Source organism: Romboutsia sedimentorum, assembly GCF_030131845.1.
Lineage (GTDB): Bacteria > Bacillota > Clostridia > Peptostreptococcales > Peptostreptococcaceae > Romboutsia_D > Romboutsia_D sedimentorum.
Window position 1 is genome coordinate 1 of the sequence record NZ_JASKYM010000001.1, and the last position, 26,870, is coordinate 26,870.

28 protein-coding genes and 1 other annotated feature are annotated in these 26,870 nt (G+C 26.4%); of the genes, 24 read left to right on the forward strand and 4 right to left on the reverse strand.

The features are described 5' to 3' along the window. Nucleotides 1-763: C40 family peptidase (locus tag QOZ84_RS00005; protein WP_284130909.1), on the forward strand; the 763-nt coding region annotated here is incomplete at its 5' end. 41 nt (nucleotides 764-804) lie between these two features. On the opposite strand, the gene QOZ84_RS00010 is transcribed toward QOZ84_RS00005, so the two are convergent. Further along, nucleotides 805-1,974 (reverse strand): cation diffusion facilitator family transporter, encoded by a 1,170-nt coding sequence (locus QOZ84_RS00010; RefSeq protein ID WP_284130910.1) that lies wholly within the window; start codon nucleotides 1,972-1,974, stop codon nucleotides 805-807. A 312-nt stretch (nucleotides 1,975-2,286) separates the two neighbouring features. Between QOZ84_RS00010 and QOZ84_RS00015 the strand changes: the two genes are divergently transcribed. The 12 genes from QOZ84_RS00015 to QOZ84_RS00070 all read left to right on the forward strand — a co-directional run bounded on the left by QOZ84_RS00015 (nucleotide 2,287) and on the right by QOZ84_RS00070 (nucleotide 13,356). Continuing rightward, on the forward strand, nucleotides 2,287-2,928 hold the full coding sequence (locus QOZ84_RS00015) for a histidine phosphatase family protein (protein ID WP_284130911.1): 642 nt from the start codon (nucleotides 2,287-2,289) through the stop codon (nucleotides 2,926-2,928). Between the two features lie 11 nt (nucleotides 2,929-2,939). Beyond that, the gene (locus QOZ84_RS00020) at nucleotides 2,940-4,151 is read left to right on the forward strand and encodes a BaiN/RdsA family NAD(P)/FAD-dependent oxidoreductase (protein WP_284130912.1); all 1,212 of its coding nucleotides are present in this window, start codon (nucleotides 2,940-2,942) and stop codon (nucleotides 4,149-4,151) included. Between the two features lie 10 nt (nucleotides 4,152-4,161). Beyond that, complete coding sequence (aroH, locus tag QOZ84_RS00025; RefSeq protein ID WP_284130913.1) at nucleotides 4,162-4,527, forward strand: chorismate mutase; 366 nt, start codon at nucleotides 4,162-4,164, stop codon at nucleotides 4,525-4,527. A gap of 40 nt (nucleotides 4,528-4,567) precedes the next feature. Next, a complete protein-coding gene (cmk, locus tag QOZ84_RS00030; RefSeq protein ID WP_284130914.1) occupies nucleotides 4,568-5,218 on the forward strand; it encodes a (d)CMP kinase in 651 nt (216 codons plus the stop codon). 69 nt (nucleotides 5,219-5,287) lie between these two features. Further along, nucleotides 5,288-5,884, forward strand: coding sequence for a lysophospholipid acyltransferase family protein (locus tag QOZ84_RS00035; protein WP_284130915.1), 597 nt, complete (start codon nucleotides 5,288-5,290; stop codon nucleotides 5,882-5,884). Between the two features lie 43 nt (nucleotides 5,885-5,927). Further along, entirely contained in the window at nucleotides 5,928-6,764 is an 837-nt protein-coding gene (locus QOZ84_RS00040) for a 4-hydroxy-3-methylbut-2-enyl diphosphate reductase (protein WP_284130916.1), read from the forward strand. 271 nt (nucleotides 6,765-7,035) lie between these two features. Continuing rightward, complete coding sequence (locus QOZ84_RS00045; RefSeq protein ID WP_284130917.1) at nucleotides 7,036-8,172, forward strand: putative manganese transporter; 1,137 nt, start codon at nucleotides 7,036-7,038, stop codon at nucleotides 8,170-8,172. Between the two features lie 695 nt (nucleotides 8,173-8,867). Beyond that, nucleotides 8,868-9,479, forward strand: a complete 612-nt coding sequence (locus QOZ84_RS00050; RefSeq protein WP_284130918.1) for an NUDIX hydrolase — start codon at nucleotides 8,868-8,870, stop codon at nucleotides 9,477-9,479. 127 nt (nucleotides 9,480-9,606) lie between these two features. Then, nucleotides 9,607-9,807, forward strand: coding sequence for a cold-shock protein (locus tag QOZ84_RS00055; protein ID WP_026901164.1), 201 nt, complete (start codon nucleotides 9,607-9,609; stop codon nucleotides 9,805-9,807). Nucleotides 9,808-9,972: 165 nt separating this feature from the next. Further along, nucleotides 9,973-11,301 (forward strand): FAD-dependent oxidoreductase, encoded by a 1,329-nt coding sequence (locus tag QOZ84_RS00060; protein ID WP_284130919.1) that lies wholly within the window; start codon nucleotides 9,973-9,975, stop codon nucleotides 11,299-11,301. 154 nt (nucleotides 11,302-11,455) lie between these two features. Then, nucleotides 11,456-12,307, forward strand: coding sequence for an alpha/beta hydrolase (locus QOZ84_RS00065; protein WP_284130920.1), 852 nt, complete (start codon nucleotides 11,456-11,458; stop codon nucleotides 12,305-12,307). A gap of 74 nt (nucleotides 12,308-12,381) precedes the next feature. Next, nucleotides 12,382-13,356, forward strand: coding sequence for an acyltransferase family protein (locus tag QOZ84_RS00070; RefSeq protein ID WP_284130921.1), 975 nt, complete (start codon nucleotides 12,382-12,384; stop codon nucleotides 13,354-13,356). Nucleotides 13,357-13,409: 53 nt separating this feature from the next. Here QOZ84_RS00070 and QOZ84_RS00075 read toward each other — a convergent pair whose 3' ends face one another. Further along, entirely contained in the window at nucleotides 13,410-13,610 is a 201-nt protein-coding gene (locus QOZ84_RS00075; protein WP_284130922.1) for an ATPase, read from the reverse strand. A gap of 180 nt (nucleotides 13,611-13,790) precedes the next feature. Between QOZ84_RS00075 and QOZ84_RS00080 the strand changes: the two genes are divergently transcribed. The 7 genes from QOZ84_RS00080 (at nucleotide 13,791) to QOZ84_RS00110 (ending at nucleotide 21,259) form a co-directional block, all read left to right on the forward strand. Next, nucleotides 13,791-14,345: an NUDIX hydrolase gene (locus QOZ84_RS00080; RefSeq protein ID WP_284130923.1), complete on the forward strand. Its 555-nt coding sequence runs from the start codon at nucleotides 13,791-13,793 to the stop codon at nucleotides 14,343-14,345. 189 nt (nucleotides 14,346-14,534) lie between these two features. Beyond that, nucleotides 14,535-15,494 carry a magnesium transporter CorA family protein gene (locus QOZ84_RS00085; RefSeq protein ID WP_284130924.1) on the forward strand — a complete coding sequence of 320 codons (960 nt, stop codon included), beginning with the start codon at nucleotides 14,535-14,537 and terminating at the stop codon, nucleotides 15,492-15,494. A gap of 178 nt (nucleotides 15,495-15,672) precedes the next feature. Next, nucleotides 15,673-15,888: a binding site (T-box leader), on the forward strand. Nucleotides 15,889-15,950: 62 nt separating this feature from the next. Beyond that, the gene (locus QOZ84_RS00090) at nucleotides 15,951-17,036 is read left to right on the forward strand and encodes a pyridoxal-phosphate-dependent aminotransferase family protein (RefSeq protein ID WP_284130925.1); all 1,086 of its coding nucleotides are present in this window, start codon (nucleotides 15,951-15,953) and stop codon (nucleotides 17,034-17,036) included. A gap of 32 nt (nucleotides 17,037-17,068) precedes the next feature. Next, complete coding sequence (locus tag QOZ84_RS00095) at nucleotides 17,069-17,986, forward strand: D-2-hydroxyacid dehydrogenase (RefSeq protein WP_284130926.1); 918 nt, start codon at nucleotides 17,069-17,071, stop codon at nucleotides 17,984-17,986. Nucleotides 17,987-18,014: 28 nt separating this feature from the next. Next, nucleotides 18,015-19,256: a DUF1015 domain-containing protein gene (locus tag QOZ84_RS00100; RefSeq protein ID WP_284130927.1), complete on the forward strand. Its 1,242-nt coding sequence runs from the start codon at nucleotides 18,015-18,017 to the stop codon at nucleotides 19,254-19,256. 256 nt (nucleotides 19,257-19,512) lie between these two features. Then, nucleotides 19,513-20,712 carry an alanyl-tRNA editing protein gene (locus QOZ84_RS00105; RefSeq protein WP_284130928.1) on the forward strand — a complete coding sequence of 400 codons (1,200 nt, stop codon included), beginning with the start codon at nucleotides 19,513-19,515 and terminating at the stop codon, nucleotides 20,710-20,712. 376 nt (nucleotides 20,713-21,088) lie between these two features. Further along, on the forward strand, nucleotides 21,089-21,259 hold the full coding sequence (locus tag QOZ84_RS00110) for a hypothetical protein (RefSeq protein WP_284130929.1): 171 nt from the start codon (nucleotides 21,089-21,091) through the stop codon (nucleotides 21,257-21,259). Between the two features lie 233 nt (nucleotides 21,260-21,492). On the opposite strand, the gene QOZ84_RS00115 is transcribed toward QOZ84_RS00110, so the two are convergent. Further along, entirely contained in the window at nucleotides 21,493-22,608 is a 1,116-nt protein-coding gene (locus tag QOZ84_RS00115) for a tyrosine-type recombinase/integrase (protein WP_284130930.1), read from the reverse strand. A gap of 242 nt (nucleotides 22,609-22,850) precedes the next feature. On the opposite strand from QOZ84_RS00115, the gene QOZ84_RS00120 reads away from it, so the two are divergent. After that, nucleotides 22,851-23,438, forward strand: a complete 588-nt coding sequence (locus QOZ84_RS00120; protein WP_284130931.1) for a GNAT family N-acetyltransferase — start codon at nucleotides 22,851-22,853, stop codon at nucleotides 23,436-23,438. A gap of 24 nt (nucleotides 23,439-23,462) precedes the next feature. Then, nucleotides 23,463-24,557: a hypothetical protein gene (locus QOZ84_RS00125; protein ID WP_284130932.1), complete on the forward strand. Its 1,095-nt coding sequence runs from the start codon at nucleotides 23,463-23,465 to the stop codon at nucleotides 24,555-24,557. Nucleotides 24,558-24,579: 22 nt separating this feature from the next. On the opposite strand, the gene QOZ84_RS00130 is transcribed toward QOZ84_RS00125, so the two are convergent. After that, nucleotides 24,580-25,440, reverse strand: coding sequence for a YitT family protein (locus tag QOZ84_RS00130; protein WP_284130933.1), 861 nt, complete (start codon nucleotides 25,438-25,440; stop codon nucleotides 24,580-24,582). Nucleotides 25,441-25,845: 405 nt separating this feature from the next. Between QOZ84_RS00130 and QOZ84_RS00135 the strand changes: the two genes are divergently transcribed. Beyond that, nucleotides 25,846-26,034, forward strand: coding sequence for a hypothetical protein (locus tag QOZ84_RS00135; protein ID WP_284130934.1), 189 nt, complete (start codon nucleotides 25,846-25,848; stop codon nucleotides 26,032-26,034). Nucleotides 26,035-26,197: 163 nt separating this feature from the next. Then, entirely contained in the window at nucleotides 26,198-26,839 is a 642-nt protein-coding gene (gene trmB / locus QOZ84_RS00140; protein ID WP_284130935.1) for a tRNA (guanosine(46)-N7)-methyltransferase TrmB, read from the forward strand. The last annotated feature ends 31 nt before the right edge of the window (nucleotides 26,840-26,870 follow it).

Sequence of the window (26,870 nt, forward strand, 5' to 3'; positions counted from 1 at the left end):
CCATTCTGTAGTAGCAAAAGTTTATAAAGATGATAAAGTAGAATTACTATCAAGTTCAAATGGATGGTATAAAATAAAATTATCAAATGGACAAATAGGATGGGCTAGTGGCGATTATATAAGCAAATCTAGCAACCCCGATTCTGGTGGACAAACTGAATCTGGATATGGATTTATAACAACTAGCACTCTAAACGTAAGAAGTGGCGCAAGTACAAGCCATTCTGTAGTAGCAAAAGTTTATAAAGATGATAAAGTAGAATTACTATCAAGTTCAAATGGATGGTATAAAATAAAATTATCAAATGGACAAATAGGATGGGCTAGTGGTGATTATATAAGTAAAACTAGTGACTCTGGTTCAGGATCTGTTGAAAAACCATCAACTAATGATGCGCAAGCTGCTGTTAATTTAGCAAAACAACAAATAGGAAAACCATATGTTTGGGGTGCAGAAGGTCCAAATTCATTTGATTGCTCAGGCTTAATGTATTATGTTTATAAAAATGGAGCAGGAGTTACATTACCAAGAACATCAAGAGATCAATCAAAAGTTGGAACAACTGTAAGTAAATCTAATTTACAACCTGGAGATTTAATCTTCTCGAGTACTGACGGAAGTGGAAATGTTAGTCATGTAGCTATATATGTAGGAAACAATGAGATGATACATGCTCCTAAACCAGGAGAAAATGTTCAAAAGATAAGTATGAATTCTTCTTATTGGAATAATGCATATTTATGGTCTAAAAGAATAGTATAAAAATAAAAAAAGCAAAGTGAAAATTATTTCACTTTGCTTTTTTAAATATAGTCTTTGTCTACAGTTATTATACAATTATAATGAGGGTGAGTTTTTCTTATACACTCAGCCATATAACTTTTAAGTTCTTCATCTGGTATGGTATTTTCATAAAAAGCTACAATATCAAAAACTAAATTCTTTTTCTCTCCAGTTCCTATTATTCTAAAATCATGCATAGATTTAAGGCTAGGGTGACTTTCAATTATTTTTTGAACTTCTTCACGTGCAGTGCTAATCTCTTCGGTTTCAACACATATAGGATCCATATGAATAACTAAGTGTACATTTAATTCATCAGATATTTCTCTTTCAGCTTCATCTATGACATCGTGTATAGTCATAATATCAATATTAGAAGGTATTTCAGCATGTATAGAAGCTATGCATCTCCCGACACCATAATTATGAACTATTAAATCATGAACTCCATTTATATGATCATAAGATAAAACACGTTCACTAATACTATTAACAAGTTGTGGGGAAGGTGCTTCTCCAAGTAGTGGACTAATCGTTTCTTTTACTAATGAATAACCGGCATAAAGTATTGCTAGAGAAACTACAACACCTATGTAACCATCTATAGGTAAATCTGTAAACTTAGATGCAAAAAATGAAACTACAACACAACTTGAAGTAAAAACATCACCTAAAGCATCTACTGCAGCAGCTTTTAGTGCAGATGAGTCTATCTTATTGCCTACAACCTTATTGAATGTACTTAACCAAAATTTCACTAATATAGATATAAGTAAAAGTACAAAAGGAATTACTTGGAATTTAATTGGAACTGGATCTAAAATTCGTTCTACAGATGATTTTATAAATTGAATTCCAACAAGCATAACCATAAAAGCAACTATTAAAGCTGAGATATATTCAAGCCTTCCGTGCCCAAAAGGATGTTCCTTATCAGGCGGTATACTAGCAAGCTTAAATCCGATTATTGTAATTATAGATGAAGCCATATCCGAAAGGTTATTAAAAGCATCAGCAGTTACTGCTATACTTGCTGTTAATAACCCGACTGATATTTTAACTATAAATAATAATAAATTAGATATTATGCCTACGATTCCAGCTAAATAGCCATATTTATTTCTAACTTCTTCGTTTTGTGTATTTTCACTGTCCTTAACAAATGTCCTAATTAAAAAATTTGTAAACATATATAAATACTCCTTTCTAAAAAAATTACTAAGAATAACATATAAAAGTATATTATTAAAGTTTTAGATAATAACTATTATACATAATATAGTAAAATTTTTGTATACAATTTCCAATATATATTAAAAAGCTATTTATATATTATTATTTATTATTTTTAAAAAAGTACTCTATTAAATATATAACATTAGTGTTTAGTTTATATGTAGGTATTCGTACTTTGTTTTTAACTTTTTTAAAATATGTATTTATGGTATAATAAAATTTTGATGAAAGCTTAAAATAAATACAATATTAGGAGGGCATTTAAAGTGGCAAATACATTTTATATAGTAAGACATGGACAAACTAATTGGAATATATTGGGTAAAACTCAAGGGCATGGAAACTCTGACCTTACAGAAAGTGGAGAATCACAAGCTAGAGAATTAGCAGATTCTATGATTAATTATCCAATAGACCATATATATAGTAGTGATTTAGGAAGAGCTGTGCAAACTGCACAAATAATAGGAAAAAAAATCAATATAGAAGTTGAAGAAACTAAAAATTTAAGAGAAATGGGATTTGGTGTTTGGGAGGGTCTTTTGATAGATGAAATAAAAAAATGCCATGCTAAAACTTATGATATTTGGAGAAATGAGCCACATTTAGTAAATATAGAACAAGGCGAAAATCTTCATATAATAAAGGAAAGAATAGATAAATTTATAAAAGAAATAAATGAAAAATACGATAATAAACATATATTACTTGTAAGTCACTCTGTTACAGTAAGAGTTATGTTATTATCATTCTTAAACTCAGGAATGGAAAATATATATAGAATAAAGCAAGATAATACTGCTTTAAATATAGTAGAGTATAGAGACTATGGACCAGTAATAATAAAAATGAATGATACTACTCATTTAAAAAACAATGAAAAAATAAATAATTCAGCACTAGAATAAGGAGTACTTATATGTCTAAAGTAATAGTAGTTGGAGGAGGACCATCTGGAATGATGGCGGCTCTTGCAGCTTCAAAGAATAATCATGAAGTTATATTAATAGAGCGTAATGAAGAATTAGGAAAAAAGCTTAAAGTAACTGGTGGCGGAAGATGTAATATAACTAATAATAGAGAAATAGAAGATTTTTTTGAAAAAGTAGTAACTAATAGAAAATTTTTATATAGCAGTTTTTATACTTTTACAAACACAGACTTATTATCATATTTTGAGTCTAATAATTTAGAATATAAAATTGAAAAACATAACGATTATAAAGTATACACTAAATCGGATAAATCAGAAGAGGTAATAGATACACTTAAAAATGACTTAATAAAAAATAAAGTCAAAATACTATATAATAAAAAAGTTGTAAATCTCATAATAGAAAATAAAGCTATTAAGGGAGTAAAAATAGAAGATGGTGAAAAGATATTAGGAGATAAAGTTATAATATCTACAGGTGGTAAAAGCTATCCACACACCGGTTCTGATGGAATGATGTATGATATATTAAAAAATCATCATACATTAAATAAAATATATCCAGCACTTACTCCACTTACAGTAAAAGAAGCATGGATTAAAAATTTGCAAGGCATATCTATGCAAAATGTAGAAATATATTGTAAAATTAAAAAGAAAAAGATATCAAAAACAGGTGATATGTTATTTGCACACTTTGGATTAACAGGACCCTGTGTTTTAAAGTTATCATCACATATAACTAAATATATATCTGAAAATGAGTTAGAGTTAAATATAGACTTTTTACCAAGTAAAACTAATGAGGAAATCTCTAATATAATAAGGGGAAATCCTAATAAAAATGTAATAAATAATTTAAAAGGGCTATTACCACAAAACTTTTCAAAAGAAATATTCAACTTATTATCTTTAACTGATAAAAAAGCTAATGAGTTATCAAAAGCTGATGAGCTTAAAATAGTAGAATATATAAAATGTATGAAATTAACATGTAATGGAACTAAAGGTATAAAAACCTCTCAAGTTACATGTGGTGGTATATCGGTCAAAGAAATAGATTCGTCAACTATGGAATCTAAAATAATAAAAAATCTATTCTTTACAGGGGAAGTAATAGATATAGATGCAGAAACTGGTGGATATAATCTGCAAATAGCTTTCTCAACGGGGTATCTTGCTGGAATAAGCGTGTAGGTGATTAAATATGAAAGTATTAGCAATAAGAGGTGCTACGACGGTAGAATCTAATAATAAAGATGAAATATTAAATGAAAGTACAAAACTAGTACAAGCTATAATAATAGAAAATTCATTAGATATAGGCGATATAATAAGTATGTGTTTTACAATGACAAGTGACTTAGATAAAGTATACCCTTCTGTAGGTATTAGGACTATATTAAATATAACAGATATTCCAATGCTTAATTTTGAAGAAAAATATATACAAGGAAGTTTAAGTATGTGTATAAGAGTAATGATCTATATAAATACTGACAAATCTAAATCAAGCATAAAACATATTTACTTAAATAACTCTAAGGATTTAAGAAAAGATTTAATAAAATAAAAGATTAAGTTTATATAATATAAAATCAGGAGAAATTATTATGAATAATTTAGTAATAGCAGTAGATGGACCAGCAGGTGCTGGTAAAAGTACAATAGCCAAAATAGTAGCTGAAAAATTAAATATAAATTATATAGACACTGGCGCAATGTATAGAGCTATAACTTACAAGTGTCTTGAAAATAAAGTTGATATAAATAATGAAGAAGAAGTAAAAAAGATAGCTAAAAATACAAATATAGACTTTAAGGACAATAATATATATTTAGATGGAAAAATAATAAACGAAGAAATAAGGACTATGAAAGTTAGTAATAATGTATCTAATGTTGCTAAAATAAAAGAAGTAAGATATTTAATGGTAGACGTTCAAAGAGAGATAGGAAAAAGAAACTCTGTTATATTAGATGGAAGAGATATTGGGTCTTATGTATTCCCAAATGCCCATTATAAATTTTTCTTAATCGCAACACCTCAAGAAAGAGGAAGCAGACGTCATAGAGAGTTAATAGAAAAAGGATATGAAGTTACGATTGACGAAATAATAAATGATATAATAAAAAGAGATGAGATTGACTCAAACAGAGAATTTGCACCACTTGTTAAAGCTACTGATGCGATTGAGATAGATACTACAGGAAAGAGCATAAATGAAGTTGTAGAATTAGTAGTATCTAAAATAAACATATAAAGCTTATTATAAGTAGGTAAAGATTAATAATTCTTTACTTACTTATAGTGGTAATGAAGGGAGATAATTGTGAATTTTTATAAATTTGTAATAAAAGCATTCAAATGTTTTTCTAGTATATTTTTCAAATACAAAGTAATTGGTAGGGACAACATCCCAGATGAGGGTAATATAATAATTGCATCAAATCATAAATCAAATCTTGACCCTATATTCTTAGCTGCAGCTATAGAAAACAGAGAGGTTGCAGCAATTGCAAAAAAAGAAATCTTTAAAATAAAACCACTTGGGTTTATTTTAAAAAAATTAAATGTTATACCTATAAATAGAGAAAAGCCAGATGTATCAACTATAAAAAATATTTTAAGAGCTATAAAAGAAGGATATGTCTTAGGGATATTCCCAGAAGGCACAAGAATTAAAGAGCCTGGGTTTGGACAAGCTAAGGGAGGGCTCTCTGTATTTGCTATAAAAGGAAAGGCATTAGTTATTCCTGTATCTATAATTTCTAATTATAAATTATTTAATAGAGTTACTGTTTACATAGATAAACCAATATCTTTTGAGGAATATTATAAGCAAAAACTTACTAGTGAAGAAAATGAAAAATTAGCTCAAAATGTACTAGAAGTTATAAAAGAAAATTATTATATAAATTCAAAGTAATGTTTAATAGATATAATAATATTTTAATATAGGGAGATATAATATGAACGTTAAAATAGCTAAAGAAGCAGGGTTTTGTTTTGGTGTAAAAAGAGCTATGAAAATGGCTTGGAATGAATTAGAAACAAATGGTGATATATATGCACTAGGACCTATTATTCATAACAAACAAGCAGTTAGTAAATATGAAGAAAAAGGATTGAAAACAGTAGAGATAATAGACAGTATTCCAAACTTTAAAAATATGATAATAAGATCACATGGTGTTGGTGAAAAAGTATATAAAGATGCAAATGAAAAGCAAATCAATGTCGTAGATACAACTTGCCCATATGTGAAGAAAATACATAGAATAGTTAAAACTTATCATGATAAAGGATATGAGATAATAGTAATAGGAGATAGCAAACATCCAGAAGTTATAGGCATAAACGGGTGGTGTGGAGATTGTGCTAAAATAATAAAGACTTTAGATGATTTAGATTCTATTAAATTTGATAATTCTAAAAAACATGTTGTTGTAGCTCAAACAACTATAAATTTAGAATTATACAATGAAATAATAAGTAAGCTAGATAAGAAATTAGATAATATTAGATTTAATAACACTATTTGCTCGGCAACAAAAGTAAGACAACTATCAGCCAAAGAGTTATCTCAAGAAGTTGATTGTATGGTTGTAGTAGGTGGAAAGCATAGTTCTAATACTCAAAAATTAGTTAATATATGTAGAGAAACTGTAGAAACCTTTGCTATAGAAACAAAACAAGATTTGAATATAGATAAATTAAAAGAATATCAACTAATCGGGATTACAGCAGGAGCTTCTACTCCTGATTGGATAATAGAAGATGTAGTAGAATTTATAGAATCTATATAATAAATTAAAATACAAATGGCTATAATGAACTATTTTCATTATAGCCATTTGTATTTTAATTCACTTTATAACTAATATAATATTGACAAAATATTCATAAATGATATAATAAGAGCATCGTTGATAATCATTTTCATTTAACATTGATAGGATGTATTTAATCTATAAAAAGAGCTGTTTTTTTATAGCAAAAAGTAATTTATACAAGTATTTAAATCATAATTTAAGTATATAGTATAAAGTGCATATATTATATATAGGAGGAAAATAAATGGATATTTTTATATCATCAGCCGAAGAAGCTTTTTTACATGTAGGTTCTATGATTGGATTTTTTATATTATTATTTGGATGTATAAATTATAAAACCAACGGAAACTTTACATATGTTATATCAAAGAATAAAAAATTACAACCACTAATAGGTGGTCTAATCGGTTCTATTCCTGGGTGTGGTGGAACATTAGCTATAATGCCACTGTACATACAAAAAAAACTTAGTTTTGGTGCTATAGTAGCAAGTTTGATATCAAGTATGGGAGATGCTGCGTTTATATTAATAGCATCTAATTTTAAATTATACATATTCGTAACAGTAATAGGATTGATAACTGGTGTAATAACTGGATATATAGTAGACTTATTTAATTTAGAACTAAAATTAAATCTTAAATCTCCAAAATGCAAGACATTAGGAAGAGGAAGTTTAGCTTCAAACTCTTATAATAAATATGACGAACTAGATAGAGTAGCTCACCATCATGGGAATATAAACAAATTTGCATATATAATAACTCATGGAGTTGGATACAAATTATACATTGCTATACTTTTAATTGGTTTTGTATTTATGACTATAGCACATTCGGGTATTAGCTCGTCTATTGTAGAAAAAATACACTCTCTCGAAGAACTAATAGCAATTTTAGGAATAGTATCATCCGTTATATATATGATATGCTTTAAGAAGGTATTTAAAAACTCTAACTCAGAAGAAGAAGAAAATAAAAAAGGCTCTTTAAAAGAAGTACTTATACACTCTGTAGGAGAAATATCGTTTGTAATAACATGGATATTTATAGCGTATATTGTATATGATTTAAGTGTTATACTAATTGGAGGAGAAGAATATATATCAAACTTTGTTCTGTACACAGGGATAGGAAGTGTTTTAATAGGAGCATTATTAGGTCTTATTCCTGGATGCGGAGTACAAATAGTACTTTTATCTTTTTATCTAAAAGGAAATGTTCCTTTAGGGGCGGTAATTGCAAATTCTATATCTCAGGATGGAGATGCATTATTCCCACTTATAGCAATGGATAAAAAGTCTGCACTTTGGGCAACTATACTTACAACCATACCTGCTTTAGTAGTTGGAATGATAGTTTACATAATATCCGTATAAATAATAAGATACTAGATTTGTATATTATTATACCCTGATATTAATGAGAATTAAATTCTATATAGTGATTTGAGTAAAGTGCCAACAATGTAAAAATAAAGAAATCATTTAAAAGTAATTGGAAGTTCAACTACTTTTAAGCAGGCGAGAATTATCACAGAATTAAGTAATATCCTATTGAGACAAATAGGAACTTTATCTAGATCCGTACATTATATAAGTGATATAAAATACAAAGAGCTTAAGCTTCAAAAGGTCAATTTACATTTTTAACGCGTATTTGTGAAAATCCTGGTATAAACTTCATTAAAAGGTTATCTATATACCAAGTATGACTTTGAAAAATCTATGAAAATCATTAAAACTTTTGGATATGATATAATCTATTATAGACCTCCATGTGGAGAGCTAAATTTATTTACTTTGTATTATTTTAAAAAATATAATTTGAAATTAGTTTTATGGAGCGTTATGGTAGGGTATTGGTCTAAATACACGATATAACAAATCGTATTTTAAAACGTGTTAGAGGTGGGGATGTTATCTGTCTTCACGATGGAAGAGGATCAAACTGCGCTCCACTTAAAACTATAGAATTACTTGATACAGTAATACCTTGCTTACTTGAGAATGGATTTGAATTTATAAATATAAATGAATTTTATTAATATATATGATTAAGAGGAGCTATAATTATGATTAATCAGTTAAAAGACAAATTTAAAGACTTTAAGCCATCTATAAATGGATCACAAAATATGCAGAAAGCATCTGTTACAATACCAATAGTAAAAATAGAAGATACTTATAATATATTATTCGAGGTAAGGTCTAAAAACTTAAGAACTCAACCAAGTGAAATTTCATTTCCTGGTGGAAAACATAATTTTAATGAGGATCCCTTAAGTGCTGCTATAAGAGAAACTTGTGAAGAACTCGGAATTCACACTTCTAATATAGAACTAATTACAGAACTTGATTTATATGTAAACTATTCACAGCTTATGATACACCCATACCTTGTATATATTAAAGATTTAAGTAAAGTAGATATAAATAAAGACGAGGTAGACCATATTTTCTATGTACCTATATCTACCTTACTTAGAGAAAATCCTACTTCCTATCATAATGAAGTTCATATAATACCTAATAAAAATTTTCCTTATGATATAATACCTAATAAAGAAAACTATAAATTTAAAATTGGGTGTTATAAAACATTATTTTATAAATACGATAATTATATTATTTGGGGTATAACAGCAAATATTCTTGAAAATTTTTTAGATACAATAAAAAAATAGCATAAATACCTAACAGTATAATAATACAAATAAAAAAAGGTTGCAAATTACATTAAAAATAGTATATAATTATATTTGTAGTAAATAAAAAAGAAAGCCTTTATAAAAGGTTATGGAGAATTAACAAATGACTAACGGAACAGTAAAATGGTTTAACAATGAAAAAGGTTTTGGATTTATATCAGTAGAAGGTGGAGATGACGTATTCGCACATTTCTCAGCTATACAAACTGATGGATTCAAATCATTAGAAGAAGGACAAAGAGTAAGCTTTAATATAGTTAAAGGTGCTAGAGGACCTCAAGCAGAAAACATAACTATATTATAATATATAGATTGTTTAAGAAAAAAGACCGTATGGTCTTTTTTTATGTGTAAAAATAATTACTACGCTAAATATATATAATTTAAAATTCATAATTTTGTTTTAAAATTAACACAAGGGGTATAAATACAACATGTTAATAAATTATCATATTTGGAGGTAGTAATTATGAAAGTTATAGTAATAGGATGTACACATGCAGGAACTGCTGCGGTTACCAATATAAAAGAGAAATACCCAGAAAGTGAAGTAGTAGTTTATGAAAAAAATGATAATTTATCATTCTTATCTTGTGGGATAGCTTTAAATGTTGGTAAAGTTATAGATACAACAGAAAAATTATTTTATAGCTCTCCTGAAAACTTACAGTCTATTGGTATTAAAACTAATATGAAACATGAAGTTTTAGATATAGATTTTGATAATAAAAAGATATCAGTTAAGAACTTACTAACTTGTGAAGTATTTGAAGATACTTATGACAAATTAGTTCTTACATTAGGTTCTTGGCCAATAGTACCTAATTTTGAGGGTGGGAAACTAGATAATATAGTTTTATGTAAAAACTATGACCATGCAAAAGATATTATTAAAAGAAGTGAAAATGCTAAAAATGTAGTTGTAATAGGAGCAGGATATATTGGTGTAGAACTTGCAGAGGCATTTGAAATGCAAGGAAAAAATACAATATTAATAGATGCAGAAGAGCGAATTATGGCTAAATATTTAGATAAAGAATTTACAGATATAGCTGAGACTGAGTTTAAAAATAAAGGTGTTAAGTTAATATTAGGTCAAAAGGTTCAAAAGTTTGAAGGTAGTAATAAAGTATATAAAGTAAAAACAGACCAAGATGAATTTGAAGCTGATTTAGTAGTACTATGTATAGGGTTTGCTCCTAATACTAAACTAGTTCAAGGTAAATTAGATACATTACCTAATGGAGCTATTATAATCGATGAATATATGAGAACAAGTGCTAAGGATGTATTTGCTGCAGGAGATTGTTGCGTTGTTAAATTTAATCCAGCTAAAGATACTAGATATATACCACTTGCTACTAATGCTGTAAGAATGGGGACTTTAATTGGTAAAAACTTAGTTAATCCTACTATTAAATATATGGGAACACAAGGTACTTCAGGGATTAAGATATATGATCAATGTATAGCTTCAACTGGACTTACTGAAGAAGTAGCTAAAAATACAAGTGATTTTGATGTAGACTCTGCTATAGTTAGAGATAATTATAGACCTGAATTTATGCCAACATTTGAAGAAGCTACTTTAAAATTAATATTTGATAAAAATAGCAGAAAAATACTAGGTGGTCAAATTATTTCAAAAACAGATTTAACTCAGTATATGAATACATTATCAGTAGTTATACAAAATGAAATGACTATAGAAGAATTAGCAATGACTGATTTCTTCTTCCAACCACATTTTAATAAGCCGTGGAGTTTATTAAATTTAGCTGCTTTAAAAGCTTTATAAAAATTAAATAATCTTAGTAAATAAAATGATATTATACTATAAAAAACCAAAATAAGCATATAATATATAATAGTAAATAAAAAGACATGAGTTTCAAAGATTCATGTCTTTTTATATATAAGAAAATTATAGTTTTAAAAGAAAGGTAAATTATATGAAAAAATTTAAGTTTAGTAAACTTAAGAAAAAAATAATAAACGTTAATAGAACAATAACATATAGTTATATAAAAGATCTATCTATAAAGGGACAAAATATAAAATATGGTGATAATAAAAAACAATACTATAAAGTATATAAGCAAGAACATGAAAATAATGAAAATAAGTCTGTAATATTTTTTATTCATGGAGGTGGTTGGTGGCATGGTAGTCCTTCTTTATACAGTGGAGTCGGAAAATATTTTTATAAGATGGGATATACCACTATACTTGCAGGATATAGATTAGTTCCATTTCACAGATATCCTGCACAAATAGAAGATGTATTTCAATCTTTAAATCATTATATAAAAAATAACCAAAATGTAAAAAATATAATAGTTGCAGGATATTCTGCAGGAGGCGAATTAGCTTCTCATCTCGTATTTGATCATAAAAGACAAGATGAATATAATATAGACCATAATATTTTAAAAGGATTTATATCTATATCTGGGGTATTAGATTTTTTAAAATGTAACTCTACATATTCTAAGATACTTATTAATAATTATGTTTATAAAGGTAAAACAAATAAAGTAAATCCTATAAATTTACTTAATAAAGAAGTTGATATACCTATAATGTGTATACATGGTGATTGTGATTCTCTTATAGATGTAAATGCATCAATTTCGTTTATAGATAAAGTTAATAATCTAGATGAAAATACTATCTTAAAAATAATAAAAAAAGCAGAGCATGAAGATACAATTGATATAGTAAGAGGTGAGGGTAATAGATATTCTAGCTATATATTTGATTTTATAAAAGAAGTTAATGATTTAAAACAGATAGATATGTAATAACCGTATATTGAAAGTTTTTTCTAGTAATTTCTATAAATTTAGGTAATAATATAATTGAAAGGAGTGAATTTATGGAAAATGCAAAGCATGATTATTTTATAGATAATATAAAGTTTATACTCATATTTTTGGTTGTATTTGGACATTTAATAGAGCGATATATTGATACTAATAGTACCTTAATGGGAGTTTATATGTTTATATATATATTTCATATGCCGTTATTCATATTTGTATCAGGCTTGCTTTCTAAAAATATAAAAAAAAGTAAAACAGTATTTTTAAAAACATTACTAATACCATACATTGTACTTAATATAGTTTGGTATACATTAGCTTATTTTTATACTGGAGAAACAAATTTTCCATTACTTTATCCAGGTTGGACCTTATGGTTTTTACTTAGCTTATTTTTTTGGAGAATCTCTCTTAAATATTTAGTGAAAATAAAATATATATTACCAATAAGTTTTTTATTAGGTCTTATTGTAGGGCTAGTTTCCAATGGTTCTATATTATCTTTTTCAAGAACTATAGTATTTTTACCATTTTTCTTATTAGGATATTATACAGATATAGAAAAGCTTAAAAATATAAGTGACAAAGTTAACATATGGATTGCTATTTTAGGTGTTACTTTATTTGTTGCATTGGCTTTATTCATAGCTGATAATAAAATGATTGATTATAAGTTTTTATATGGATCGTATTCTTATTCAGAGTTAAGTATAAATATATGGCAAGGAATATTATATAGGAGTTTATTATATATAAGTAGTATTGCACTTAGTATATTTGTTTGTTCAATAACTCCTAATAGTAAGACTTTCTATACTGATATAGGAAAATCTACTATGTATATATATGCATTTCATATTTATATAGTTCTTATAATATTTTACTTAATACCTAGATGGGATATGCATATAATTACAAATTGGATAATTTTAATTAGTCCATTATTTGTAACCTATATTTTATCACTTAAGATTTTTAAAAGGGCATACAATTTATTCTTTAATTCAATATCAAAGTTAATGAAATAATAAATTATTCCATAAAAAGCTACAGCATTGTCTTGCTGTGGCTTTTATAATTTTTATAATTTTTTTATTGATATTATAGAATTCATTGGTATATAGAGATTATAGTTATTATTAGAAGATTTATCTATATATTTTCTTTGAAGAACCACTTGTAAAGGTGTTACTTCAACGATCTCTCCATATAATTTTTCTTGAGTTAAATATGTGTAAATTTCAACATAGTTATTTAAAAATGTTAAAGCATATTCGTACATATTATCAACTCCACATTAATATTTTGAAAGTCTTGTTATAATATATGGTTTTTATGAACTAATAGTACCTTATAATAAAAAAATATAAAAGGTTTGTTATTATAAAAATAGAATTGTAATGTAAGTATAAATATAATATGGTAAAATTAGTATAAATATATAAATGTGAGGTGTATAAAAATGGAGTGGATTAATTTAATAAAAGATTATAAAGTATTTAATGAGCAAGAAAGTAAAGATAAAGAAATTATATTAAAATGTATAGATATGTTTGATGATGTATTTACAAGAAAAAGTGAAATAGCTCATCTTACATCATCTACATTTGTAGTAAATAAATCTAGAGATAAAGTTCTTATGGTACATCATAATATATACAACACTTGGTCATGGATGGGTGGACATAACGATGGTGATGAAGATTTTTTGAATGTTGCTATAAAAGAACTAGAAGAAGAAACGGGTGTATGTGATATAAAAGTAATAGGAGATAAAATATTCTCATTAGATGTACTAGATGTGAAGAGTCATATGAAAAGAGGTAAATATGTAGCTCCTCATCTTCACCTATCTATAGCCTATCTTGTAGAAGCTAATGAAGAAAATGAACTAAGAGTTAAAGAAGATGAGAATAGTGGCGTTATGTGGATACCTATTAATGAAATTAACAACTACGTAAAGAATGAGCCACACATGCAAAAGCTATATGCTAAATTTATAGAAAAAATGAATTAGTAATAATTTAATAAAAAAGTACATATAAAGTTTAATATAAAAATTAAAGTAACCTCATATATTTATGACAGGAAAGTATTTATAATGGATAAAAACTTGATAATAGAACAAACAAAAGAGTTTGTAAAAAGTAAGCTATATGATGAATTTTGATATTGTTTTTGGCAAATACTAATTTAAGGTGATAAAATGAATATTTTAAATTTAGAAACTAGAAAAAAGCAACATACCTTTAAAGATGATTTTTATAATCAAGATGATTCATATCTAATTTTAAGCTCTACAGATGAGTTGAAACTTCTTAAAGACATCTTGAATATAGATGAAATTACATTTAAAGACTGTTTGAAATTTGATGAAAGTATAAAATTAGACTTATTTGAAAATTATGATTTTCTAAGTGTAAATACTTTTGAACTTATAGATAATAAAGCTCAAATTGAAGAAGTTAATATTTACTTATCTGATAACTTTATATTAGTAGTTTGTAGTGAACATCACTTCATATTTGAATTTGTAAAGGATATGATAATGAATGATATTAAGATGGAAAATACACCTAGTGTAGTTAGTCTCTTTAAAATTAATTACCTAATCTTTAAAAATATTATAATTCATGAATTTGAAAGTTTAGATAAGGTAGAAGATTTGATTTTAAAATTGGAAGATGAAATTCTAGAAGGTGTTATAGATGATCATGTACAAAAAATAAACCATATTAGAAGTATAACAAGAACTGTAGTTAAAAATACCAGACCACTTTTGTATATAGGGGATAGGATTCTTAAAGAAAATATAAGATATTTAAAATATTCAGATGTAAAAAAGTATAACCTCGATAATTTACAGGGTATAGACTTTGGGATAGAAAAGTTATATAGTTTTGCTCTTTCTACTCGTGAATTAGCTGATAAATTACTTGATATTTATTCTTCACAGGTAGCCGAGAAAACAAATAGCTTAATAACAAAACTTACTTTATTAACAGGAATAGCAGCTCCTCTTACTATAATTACAGGTATTTATGGAATGAACTTTAGAGTTATGCCAGAACTTGAATGGTATTATGGGTATCCATTAACCTTAGGGGTGATGATTTTTATGATGATAGTTGGAGTTATCATATTTAAAATTAAAAAATTACTTTAATTATAAAGAGCTTACTAAAAAGCTCTTTTTTAGATGCAAGGAATTTTAATTTCAGCTATATTTAAAAATACAATTGATTTTTAAAAATAGAAAATTTTTAGAAAAATAGCAAAATTTGAAAAAACATGTTGCATATAGTTAACAAATCGCATACAATAATTATTAAATAAAAAATAGTTAAAAAGCTAAGAAGGAAAATAGTAGAAAATAAGTTTGTATTCAGAGAGTGAGTGGTTGGTGTGAACTCATTACAATGATTTTTGAATCTATTCCGGAGCTTCTAATCAGAAGATGATAGTAAGATTAGACGTAAACCTACGTTACAGGACTAAGAGGATTATATTTTATATAATCAATTAGGGTGGCAACGCGGATAAAGACTTTCGTCCCTTTTATAAAGGGATACGAGGGTCTTTTTTTATATTATTTAATACTAAATAGAAGGAGGAAATATATATGGGTAAAAAATTATTTATACCAGGGCCTATAGATGTAAGAAAGGAAGTACTTGAAAAAATGTCCACACCTATGATAGGCCATAGAGGTGGTGATGCATCTACTCTTCAAAAGAGTATAAGTGAAAAACTACAAAAACTGTTTTACACTGACAGCACTATATTATTATCAACATCATCAGGCACAGGTCTGATGGAAGGATCAATCCGTTGTTCTACACTGAAGAAGGCAGCTATATTTTCCTCTGGAGCATTTGGAGATAGATGGTATAAAATGGCTATAGCAAATAATGTGCCTGCAGATTTATTTAAAGTTGAAGATGGTAAAGCCATAGATATAGAAATGGTTGAAAAAGTGTTGTCAACTGGTGAATACGATGTTATAACTATTACGCACAATGAAACTTCTACAGGTGTAAGGAATCCTATAGAAGAAATTGGAGACATTATAAAAAAATATGATGATATTATATATTGTGTAGATGCAGTTAGTTCAGCAGGAGGAATAAAAATAGAAGTTGATAAAATAGGTATTGATATATGTGTTACTTCAGTACAGAAAGCATTAGGGTTACCACCAGGTATGTCAATATGTACTTTTTCTCAAAGAGCTATTGAAAGAGCAAAACAAATTTCTCACAGAGGTATATATTTTGATTTATTGGCAATGTATGAGTATATTTTAAAGAAAGACTACCAATATCCTTCAACACCTTCTCTTTCTCATATGTTTGCTTTAGATTTCCAATTAGATGAAATTCTAAAGGAAGGATTAGATAATCGATTTAAAAGACATGAGGATATGGCAAATTTAGTAAGAGATTGGTCTAGAAAACATTTTGAAATATTCACAGATGAAAATCATCTATCAAATACTCTTACTGTAATAAAAAATACAAAAGGAATCAATGTATCAAATTTAAATAAAAAACTTCAAGAAAGAGGATATCAAATTGCTAATGGATATGGTGATTTAAAAGAAAAAACATTTAGAATATCTCATATGGGTGATTATACCTTAGATGATATAAACGAATTATTAGATAATATAGAAGATATATTAGGGCTTTTAAACAAGGTCTATTGATTATAAAAAATAATGTATTGGGTGGAGATAATATGTATAATATTTTAATTACAGATGGATTAGATAAAGATGCTATAAGTAAATTGAAGGAACTAAACTTTAACGCTATAGAACAATTTTATAAACCTAATGAATTAGGTGATAATCTTAATGATATTGATGTCATTATAGTACGTTCAGCTACTAAAATAACCAAGGAGATAATAGATAAAGCTTGTGAATACAATAAGCTAAAGTTAATAATAAGAGCTGGAGTTGGTTTAGATAATATTGATGTAAATTATGCAAATTCTAAAGGAATAAAAGTAACAAATACACCAAATGCAAGTAGTAAATCTGTTGCAGAGCTTGCTATTGGCCATATATTTTCACTCGCTAGATTTATAAATATTTCAAACGTAGAGATGAGAGAAGGTAAGTGGGAAAAGAAAGTCTATAAGGGAACTGAGATAAATGGAAAAATATTGGGACTTATAGGTTTTGGAAGAATTGCAAAAGAAGTGGCTAAAAAAGCTCATGCTTTAGGTATGAAGGTTATATATAATGATACTTTAGGTGAATGCGATAGTTATAATGAATATAGATTTTGTTCATTTGATGAAATAGTTCAAAAATCAGATTTTATATCATTGCATATTCCTTATAATAAACAAATAGGTGCGATTATAACTAAAAAAGAAATAAATGATATGAAAGATGGTACATACATTATAAATTGTGCAAGAGGTCCATTAGTATGTGAAAATGATTTGATTGAGGCTTTAAATAGTGGAAAAATAAGTGGTGCAGGCTTAGATGTTTTTGAAGTAGAGCCAACTAAAAATCTAGAACTATTAAATCATCCAAGAGTATCTGTTACTCCTCATATAGGAGCGTCTACAATAGAAGCACAAGAAAGAATAGGTGATGAAGTTATTAATATAATAAGAGATCACTTTAATATTAATTAAAAATAATATAAATTAGGAGGAAATATAAATGGCAACAATCAAACCATTTAAAGCTATTATGCCACGAGAAGATCTAGCAAAGCATGTTGCATCACTACCTTATGATGTAATGAATAGTGAAGAAGCTAAGACTCTAGCACAAGATAATCCTTATTCATTTTTGCATATAGATAAAGCAGAGATTGATTTAAATAAAGATATATATGAGTACGATGAAAGTGTATATATTAAAGCTAGTGAAAACTTAAATGAATTTAGAGATAATAATATTTTAATAAAAGAAGAAAAAGAATGTTTATATATCTATAAACAAGTTATGAATGGAAGAAGCCAAATAGGTATAGTTGCATGTGTATCAGTCGATGAAAGTTTAAATGGTATAATAAAAAAACATGAGTATACTAAACCAGATAAAGAATTAGATAGAACAAATCATATAAAGTATTGTAATGCACACACAGGAACAATTCTTATAACATATAAAAATAAAGAAATCATAAATAAAATAGTAAAGGACTACTCTTATAACAATAAACCTATATATGATTTTATAACTTCAGATAATATATCTCATACAATATGGAAAATAGAAGATAAAGAAACTTTAAGCTCATTAATCGAAGGATTTGAAAAAGTGCCATATCTATATATAGCAGATGGCCATCATAGAGCTGCTTCTGCTGAAAACATAGCTAAGAAAATGAGAACGCAGAATCAAGCATATACTGGTAAAGAGGAGTTTAATTATTTTTTAGCTATGATTGCACCTGATAACGAATTAATGATCCTAGATTATAATAGAGTTGTCAAACATTTAAATGGGTTAGAAGATAATGAATTTATTGATAAATTAAAGGAAAACTTTGAAATTAGAGAAATAAAAGATGATAAATATAAACCTAATGAAAAAGGAAAAATAGGTATGTATTTAAGTGGAAAATGGTATGAAATAAAGGTAAAGGAAGGTATGATACAAAATAAAGATATTATAAAATCTTTAGATGTATCTATACTTCATGATAATATAATAAATCCTATATTAGGAATAAAAAATTCTAGAGAAGATAAGAGAATTGACTTTATAGGGGGTATAAGAGGTTTAAATGAACTAGAAAATAGAGTTGATAACGACATGAAAGTAGCTTTTGCTCTTTATCCAACTAGTATAGAAGAATTAATAAAAGTTGCAGATGAGAGAAAGATAATGCCTGCAAAATCAACATGGTTTGAACCAAAAGTTAGATGTGGATTATTCTTACATGAGTTATAAATTTTAAAATTAAACAAGGAAAATAATAGGAATTCCATTATTATAAGTGAAACTTAATTATTTTAAGTCAGTCCATAGGAACAAAGTTCATTTTACTTTAAATTTTAAAGCTGAAATTCACAAAACTTAATTATATAAAACAAAAGGGTATTAGTTAATATATTCATTAATTAAGTTTTTATGTGTAATATCTTTATAATTATTCTTAAATAGTGTAAAATTACAGTTATGACTAATAATCATCATAGGAGGTAATATGGAAAAATTATATTATATAGATCAGTATATAAAAGAGTTTACTGCAGAAATAGAAGAAATACTAGAAATAGATAATAAGTTTCATGTGTTATTGAACAAAACAGCATTCTTCCCAGGTGGAGGAGGTCAGTTTTGTGACTTAGGTAAAATAGATGTACATGATGTAATAGATGTCTATGAAAAAGATGGTAAAGTCTATCATATAGTAGAAAAGAAGCCTATAAAAATACATAAAGTAAAATGTGCCATAGATTTTAAACGTAGAGAAGATGGTATGCACCAACACTTTGGACAACATGTATTATCAGGATGCTTCTATACTTTATTCAAAACAAATACAGTAGGTTTTCACTTAGGCAAAGAAATAAGTACGGTTGATATAGAAGGTATACTAACACTAGAACAAATAAGACAAGCCGAAAATTATGCAAATGGAATAATAGGCGAGAATATAGAATTAGAAACATTAACTCCTTCTAAGAAAGAACTTAAAAAGATTTGGATAAGAAGAGATTTACCAGACACAGTCGATGAAATAAGAATTGTAAAAATTGGAGATTTAGATTCTAATGCTTGTTGTGGTGTGCATCCTAAATCGACATTAGATCTTAGAATGATAAAGATAAAAAGATGGGAAAAAAATAAAGGTGCTACTAGAATAGAGTTTTTAGCAGGAAAAAGAGCCATTGATTATTCTTTAAAAAGAGATTTATGTGTAACTGATATATGTAAATACTTAAGATGTGGTGATGATGAAGCTATAAAAGGTATAAAGAATTTACATGAAAAGGTAGAAACTATATTAAGTGATAATAAAAAGTTAGAGGAAGAAGTAGCTAACTATGAAATAAGAGATTTGATAGACAGTGCATCTAAGGTAAATGATATATCTGTTGTTATTAAAACTTATAACGATGAAAACTTAAAGTATGTATCTAAGGTTGCTTCTAAAATAACAGAAGTTGAAAATACTATAGCACTAATTGGAATTAAGTATGAAGATAAGGTAAATTTAATATTTGCATCTTCTGAAGATTTAAAAAAGATTAATATGAATAGTTTATTAAAAGATGCAATGACATTAGTTGATGGTAAGGGAGGGGGGAGCTCTTCTCTTGCACAAGGTGGCGGAAAGAATAACGGTAATTTAGAAACAGCACTTGATTATGCTTTCACTAAAATAGAAAAAACAATATAAAGATAAAAAGATAGTAAATTTAAAATTTACTATCTTTTTATCTTTATATGCTACTTCAACTTCTTATTATACAACTTTCATATTATTATCAAATTTTCTATAACTAATATTAATGAAATTATATTAAAACCATCTAAAGAATACATTAAGTTTACATAATTTAATCAAAGTTAATTATTTTTGATTTAAATAAGCGATTTATCCAAAAAAACATTTAAATAGATATATAATCATTTTATTTTTTGATTTGGTATATGTATTTAAATAAAAAATATAACAGCCTTAAAACTCAATATATTGACTTGTTTTTTCTGGTATTTTTACTCAAATATAAAAGAACGAGGAACTCCTTGTATATTTATAAATGGAGGATTAGATGTTTGGAGTAAAGGTTTTGAAATTTTTTGTGGTACTTATGGAGATGATGTACCTAGGCCAAAGAGGTTATGGTCGATCAACTGGAGATGAGGATTATGCAATAGGTGTAGATTATCATAACAACTTTGAATTTATAAATATAATTAACAAGTTTGTTTTTAATTTATAAGTTAAAATAGTATAGGAAAATAAGAAAAGTTTACATAATTAAATTATTTCAAACTTAATTTTAATAATTTCATATTAATTCTAATATAGGTATTTAAATACCTATATTAGCCATCATACGCTAAAAAGGATATATTAATCATTGAATTTAAAACTAACCCATTATACAAGCTCATAAAAGATTAGTTTTTTACTATGTTTAAATTCAGCTTACAATAAAATATCCTTTCGGCTTTATCCTAATTTAAATAAAGTTTCTGAAATTTTATCACTAGCTTCAGAATCCATTTCTTTAAGTGTATGCGCATATATGTTAAGTGTTGTATTAATATTTGAATGTCCAACTCTTTCAGAAATTACCTTAATAGGTACTTTAGAGTTTATAAGTAGTGTAACATGTGAATGTCTAAGGTCATGAAATCTTATATGATCTAAGTTGTTTTCTCTTAAAAACTTATTGAACTTCTTACTAAGTACATCTTGTGCGATGAGTTTTTCGTTTTTATCAAAGAATAAAAGGTTCATTTTATTAGTGATTTCACCTTTTAATTTAGCTTCTAATTGCTTTTTTTTGTAATTTTTTAGCATTAAAATTATCTCATTTGGAGCTGAAATTGTTCTTTCTGAACTTTCAGTCTTAGGGGTTTTTAGTATAACTAAGCCTTCATTTCTTACTGTAATCTTATCTATAGTTATAGTATTTTCGTTAAAATCTATATTATCCCAAGTCAATCCTAATATTTCTGAGATTCTAAGCCCTAAACCACTAGCTAAATATATGTGTAATTCAAGGGGTGTTCCTTTGCAAATTTGAAGTAATTTAATCATATCTTGTTTATTATATATGTTATTTTTAAACTTTTTTATCCTTGGAACTTCTATACATTCTACTATATTTTCTCTAATCAATCTTAATCTATACGCTTTTTTGAGAGCTAAATTTAATATGTTTATGTGTATTTTTATAGTCTGTGGAGCTAAGATTCCTACTAAATCATCTACATAATTTTGTAAATGTATAGGTTTTAATTCTTCTAATTTATACTTTCCTAACATGGGAATTAAGTATTTTTTACAAATTCTCATATAGCAATTATAAGTTGTAATTGATAAATTGACCTTGTATTTTTCTAAAAAATCTATCAAAAATTTTTCTATAGTCATGGTATTTGGTAGCGCTAATTCATCATTATAAATACTATCTTTTAACTCGTTAAGTTTTTTAGAAGCATCTCTTTTTTTCTCGAATGAACCCATATTCTTTTGTTTTTTCTTGCCGCTTTCACTGTCTTTATATTCTAAATAAACTATGTAGTTTTTACTTCTTTTTCTTATAAATGCAAAACTCATCCATTACCTCCATTAAATAACAATTATATATTTATTATAACATAGTTTAAAAATAAAAAATAAAAATATCTGACATATAACTGACATTTTTTATATTAATATGGCTATATATGTTGAAAATACTGGTGTATATATTTTTGGCATAAAAGTATATATTTTATGTTTACTAATCACGGTTAATAGATTATTTTCATAAATTATATAGATAACATTTATGAAAATTCTTAGGGGAGGTATAAACCATGCATAATTCTAATCTATTCGAAATGAAAATTTTAGAAACTAAAAATTGTATTTTAAGACCTATTTCATTAGAAGATGCTCCCCACTTATTTGAATATTATAAGTACGATAAAGTTGTTAAGTATTTACCTTTTAAGAAGCATAAAAATATATCTGATACAGAAAATTTCATAAAAATATTTTTCCTCAAAAACTATGCCAAAGGTAAAATAGGGCACTATGCTATTGTATTAAAAAAAGAAAATAAGGTAATAGGAAATATTGGATTTAATAATATATCTTCATCTTCAAAAGAGGGCGAACTCGGTATATGTATAAACCCATTGTACTGGGGTTATAATTTATCTTCTGAACTAGCTAAAGAAATGCTTAGGTATGGATTTTATGATTTAAACTTGAAAAAAATAATTGCAGTAGCTTTTGAAGATAATAAATATTCACAGAAACCATTACAAGAATTGGGCTTCCATCATGTGAAATTTTTCAACAAAAAACTTTACGCTAAAAAATCAGGTGCTTATGTAAAATGTCATAAATATGAGATTTTTAAAAAAGACTATATGATATCAATTAAAAATAATTTTTAAATTATATAAAAAGGAATGATCGTTTTGATAAAAAATTTAAAAAGCAATTGGATAGATACTCATTTAAGGTTTGTACTAGCTAGCTTATTCAAAAAAAAACCAAGCGAAATAACGAAAGATTTTTTAAAGACATTAAAGGAGATAGATTTATCAGACTCAGGGATTATAAACTTAGAAGGAATACAGTACGCTACTAATTTAAATAGTCTAAACTTAAGTAAAAATGAAATATTTGATGCTAGTTTATTATCAGAACTAAACGAACTTAGAAATTTGGAACTTTCAGAAAATAATATAGAAGATATAACTTTTTTAAGTAAACTTAAAAATATTAAAAGTGTAGGTCTTGATAGTAATAACATTTCTTTTGTAAGTGAGATTAATAATTTAAATAATTTAGTATTAATAAATTTATCTAATAATAATATTAAAGACTTATCATTTATTAGCACATTACATTCTAAAAATGTAAAAGTCATAGCTAGCGAACAATGTGTTATTTTAAATCCAATAAGTATAAACTACGGAGATGACTATTTATTTGAAAGTCCTATTTATTGGAATAATGAAACAAAAGTATCACTAGATAACATTCAAGTTAAGGGAATATATGATTACGTAAAAACTAATAAAAGGCCTTCATTTTTATACTCTATTTCAAAGATAATCATTAAAAATATACATTCTGAATGTATATTAAAAGCAGATTTTTACCACGAAGTTTCATTTTTAAAATCAGGTATATTAAGTGGAGTATTGATACAACCTATAAACATAAAGTTTACATGTTCACAATTTAATATTTTGAAAATAAATAAGGAAAATACTCTAGGATCCATATACGGAAAGATAGAAATAGAAAGTACTACACAAGATGTATTTGAAAATGAACTTTTTCTTAAAAACAACCTTTTAACTATGATTAATGCCGATGGAGAAAAAATTTCTTGCTTAACTAATAAAAAAGGTGAATATAAATTTTCAAACTTAAAAAAAGGGAGGTATACTATATTATTTCCGTTCTTAGCTAAATTTAAATATGTGACGCCATCATTACATATTTGCAATCTAAAGGAAGGTGAAAATTTAGCTGTAAACTCAACATTGATTAAAAAATAAAAAAGCGGCTTATGCCGCTTTTTTAATTTTCTAATTTTTTAAATCCTTCCCCTAAAACTTCATGTACGTTACTAACAATTATAAAAGCACCAGGGTCTGATGATTTAACGAGTTTTTTCAGAAAAATTTCTTGATTCTTAGAAACAACTACTAACAATACTTGTTTTTGATCATCTGTATAACCACCTCTACCATCTAGAATAGTAAAACCTCTGCCTAGCTCATTAGTTATAACTTTTTTTAAATCGTCTGCTTTGTTAGAAATTATAAAAAATGCTTTAGAATAGTCAAAGCCTTCCATTATAGCATCTGCTACTTTAACAACTATATAAAGCGACATTGCTGAATAAAGTGCAATCTCTATATTTTCACTAACTATACCTGATGACATAACTATAAATGAATCTAGAACTATCATGAATTTAGTTGCTTTAATACCAGGGAATTTCTTGCTAAGTATAAGTGCTATTAAATCAGTTCCTCCTGTTGATGCATCACATCTAAACATAATTCCGATACCTATACCTACTAAAATAGCTCCATATATTGCAGATAATAATAAATCATTTGTAGCGCTTATTGCAGCTAATGGTGAAGTTACATTTAGTATTACAGAAAACAATACCGTTCCAAATAAAGTTTTGATTGAATTTTTTGTACCAAGAATTCTAAATGCAAAAATTACTAACGGAACACCTATCATTAACATTATAGTTGAAACCGGTATGTTAGTAACTTTATTTAGTACTACCGATAAACCACTAAGACCACCTGGTGCTATTGTATACGGTTTTAAAAATACATTGATTCCAATACTCATCGATAGACAACCAACTACTAATCCGATCATCTCTATTAAAGACGATACTTTCTCTTTTTTCATAATTACCCTCCTAAATCACCCTTGAATATGCTTTGGCATGATTATACATTATAACAGTATTTTTTTACATTATAAAGGATAATAAGAAGATTTACTTTTTTATATTTTATATGTGAAAATTAATATAATTAATTATATTAATAAGTTAATTTGTATATATTGAAGTATTTTTAGTATTTTTTATAATAAATGGTAAAAATAAATTGATTGTATACCTATTAAAAGTATATAATATATATATGAATTTAAGAAAAATTGAAAGGAAATGATTTTATGAAGGTTACTTTACCAGAAACAGCAGTTAACACATTAAAAGATATTTTAAAAGACAACCAAGATAGACCAAATAATATAAGAGTTTATTTTGCAGGTATTGGCTGAGGCGGGCCATCATTTGGAATTGCTTTGGATGAGCAAAAGGCTGAAGATTTAGAATATGATATTGAAGGATTACATTTTATAATGAGCAGTGATGATTTCAATAAATATGGAGACATAGTTATAGAAGATACTGGTTATGGATTTAAAGTAGGTCCTGAAAATGCACAAGATGACGGTGGTTGTGGCGGAGGATGCTCTGGTTGTGGCCAATAAAAATAAAGGGTATTAGCTTTTAGCTAATACCCTTTATTTTTTTGCTATATTAAGGTATTATAAAAGAACAACAAATTTGCATGTTTAATTTAAATAAGCATAGCTTAAAGTATTCTATATGCAAAATAGATATTAGACTTTAATTATATATAAGGAGTAAAACATGAGAAGAAGAAAAGTAAAAGGCGCAGATGAAAAATTATTAAGCTATAAGAATTATGTTCTTAGAGATGATATAAATAAGTTAAAAGGAAATTGGAATTTAAAATTCGAAAATAATAATCCTATACATGTAGAATTTGGAACTGGTCGTGGTAAGTTTATAACAACACTAGCAAAAGAAAATCCTAATATAAATTATATTGCTTTTGAAATAAAAGAAGAAGTTATAATAAAAGGAGTGGAAAAAACAGTTGAAGCTAATTTAAATAATATATTATTTGCATGGGCTGATGTTATCAATATATTGGACTATTTTGAAGAAAATGAGTTAAATAGAATTTATGTTAACTTTTGTGATCCATGGCCTAAGACAAGATGGAGTAAAAGACGATTAACTCACACTAATTTTTTAAATATGTATAGAACTTTACTTAGCCAAGATGGAGAGCTTCACTTTAAAACAGATAATGAAAAACTATTCGAGTTTAGTCTGAATGAAATATCTTCTAATAATTGGATGTTGAAAAATATATGCTTAGATTTAGCTAATAGTGAATTTGAAAATGTTACAACTGAATATGAAGATAAATTTATGTCTTATGGTATGAAAATTTTCAGATGTGAAGCTAAGAGAAATAAATAAATCAAAAAATCTATTTGAATTTATTTTCTAA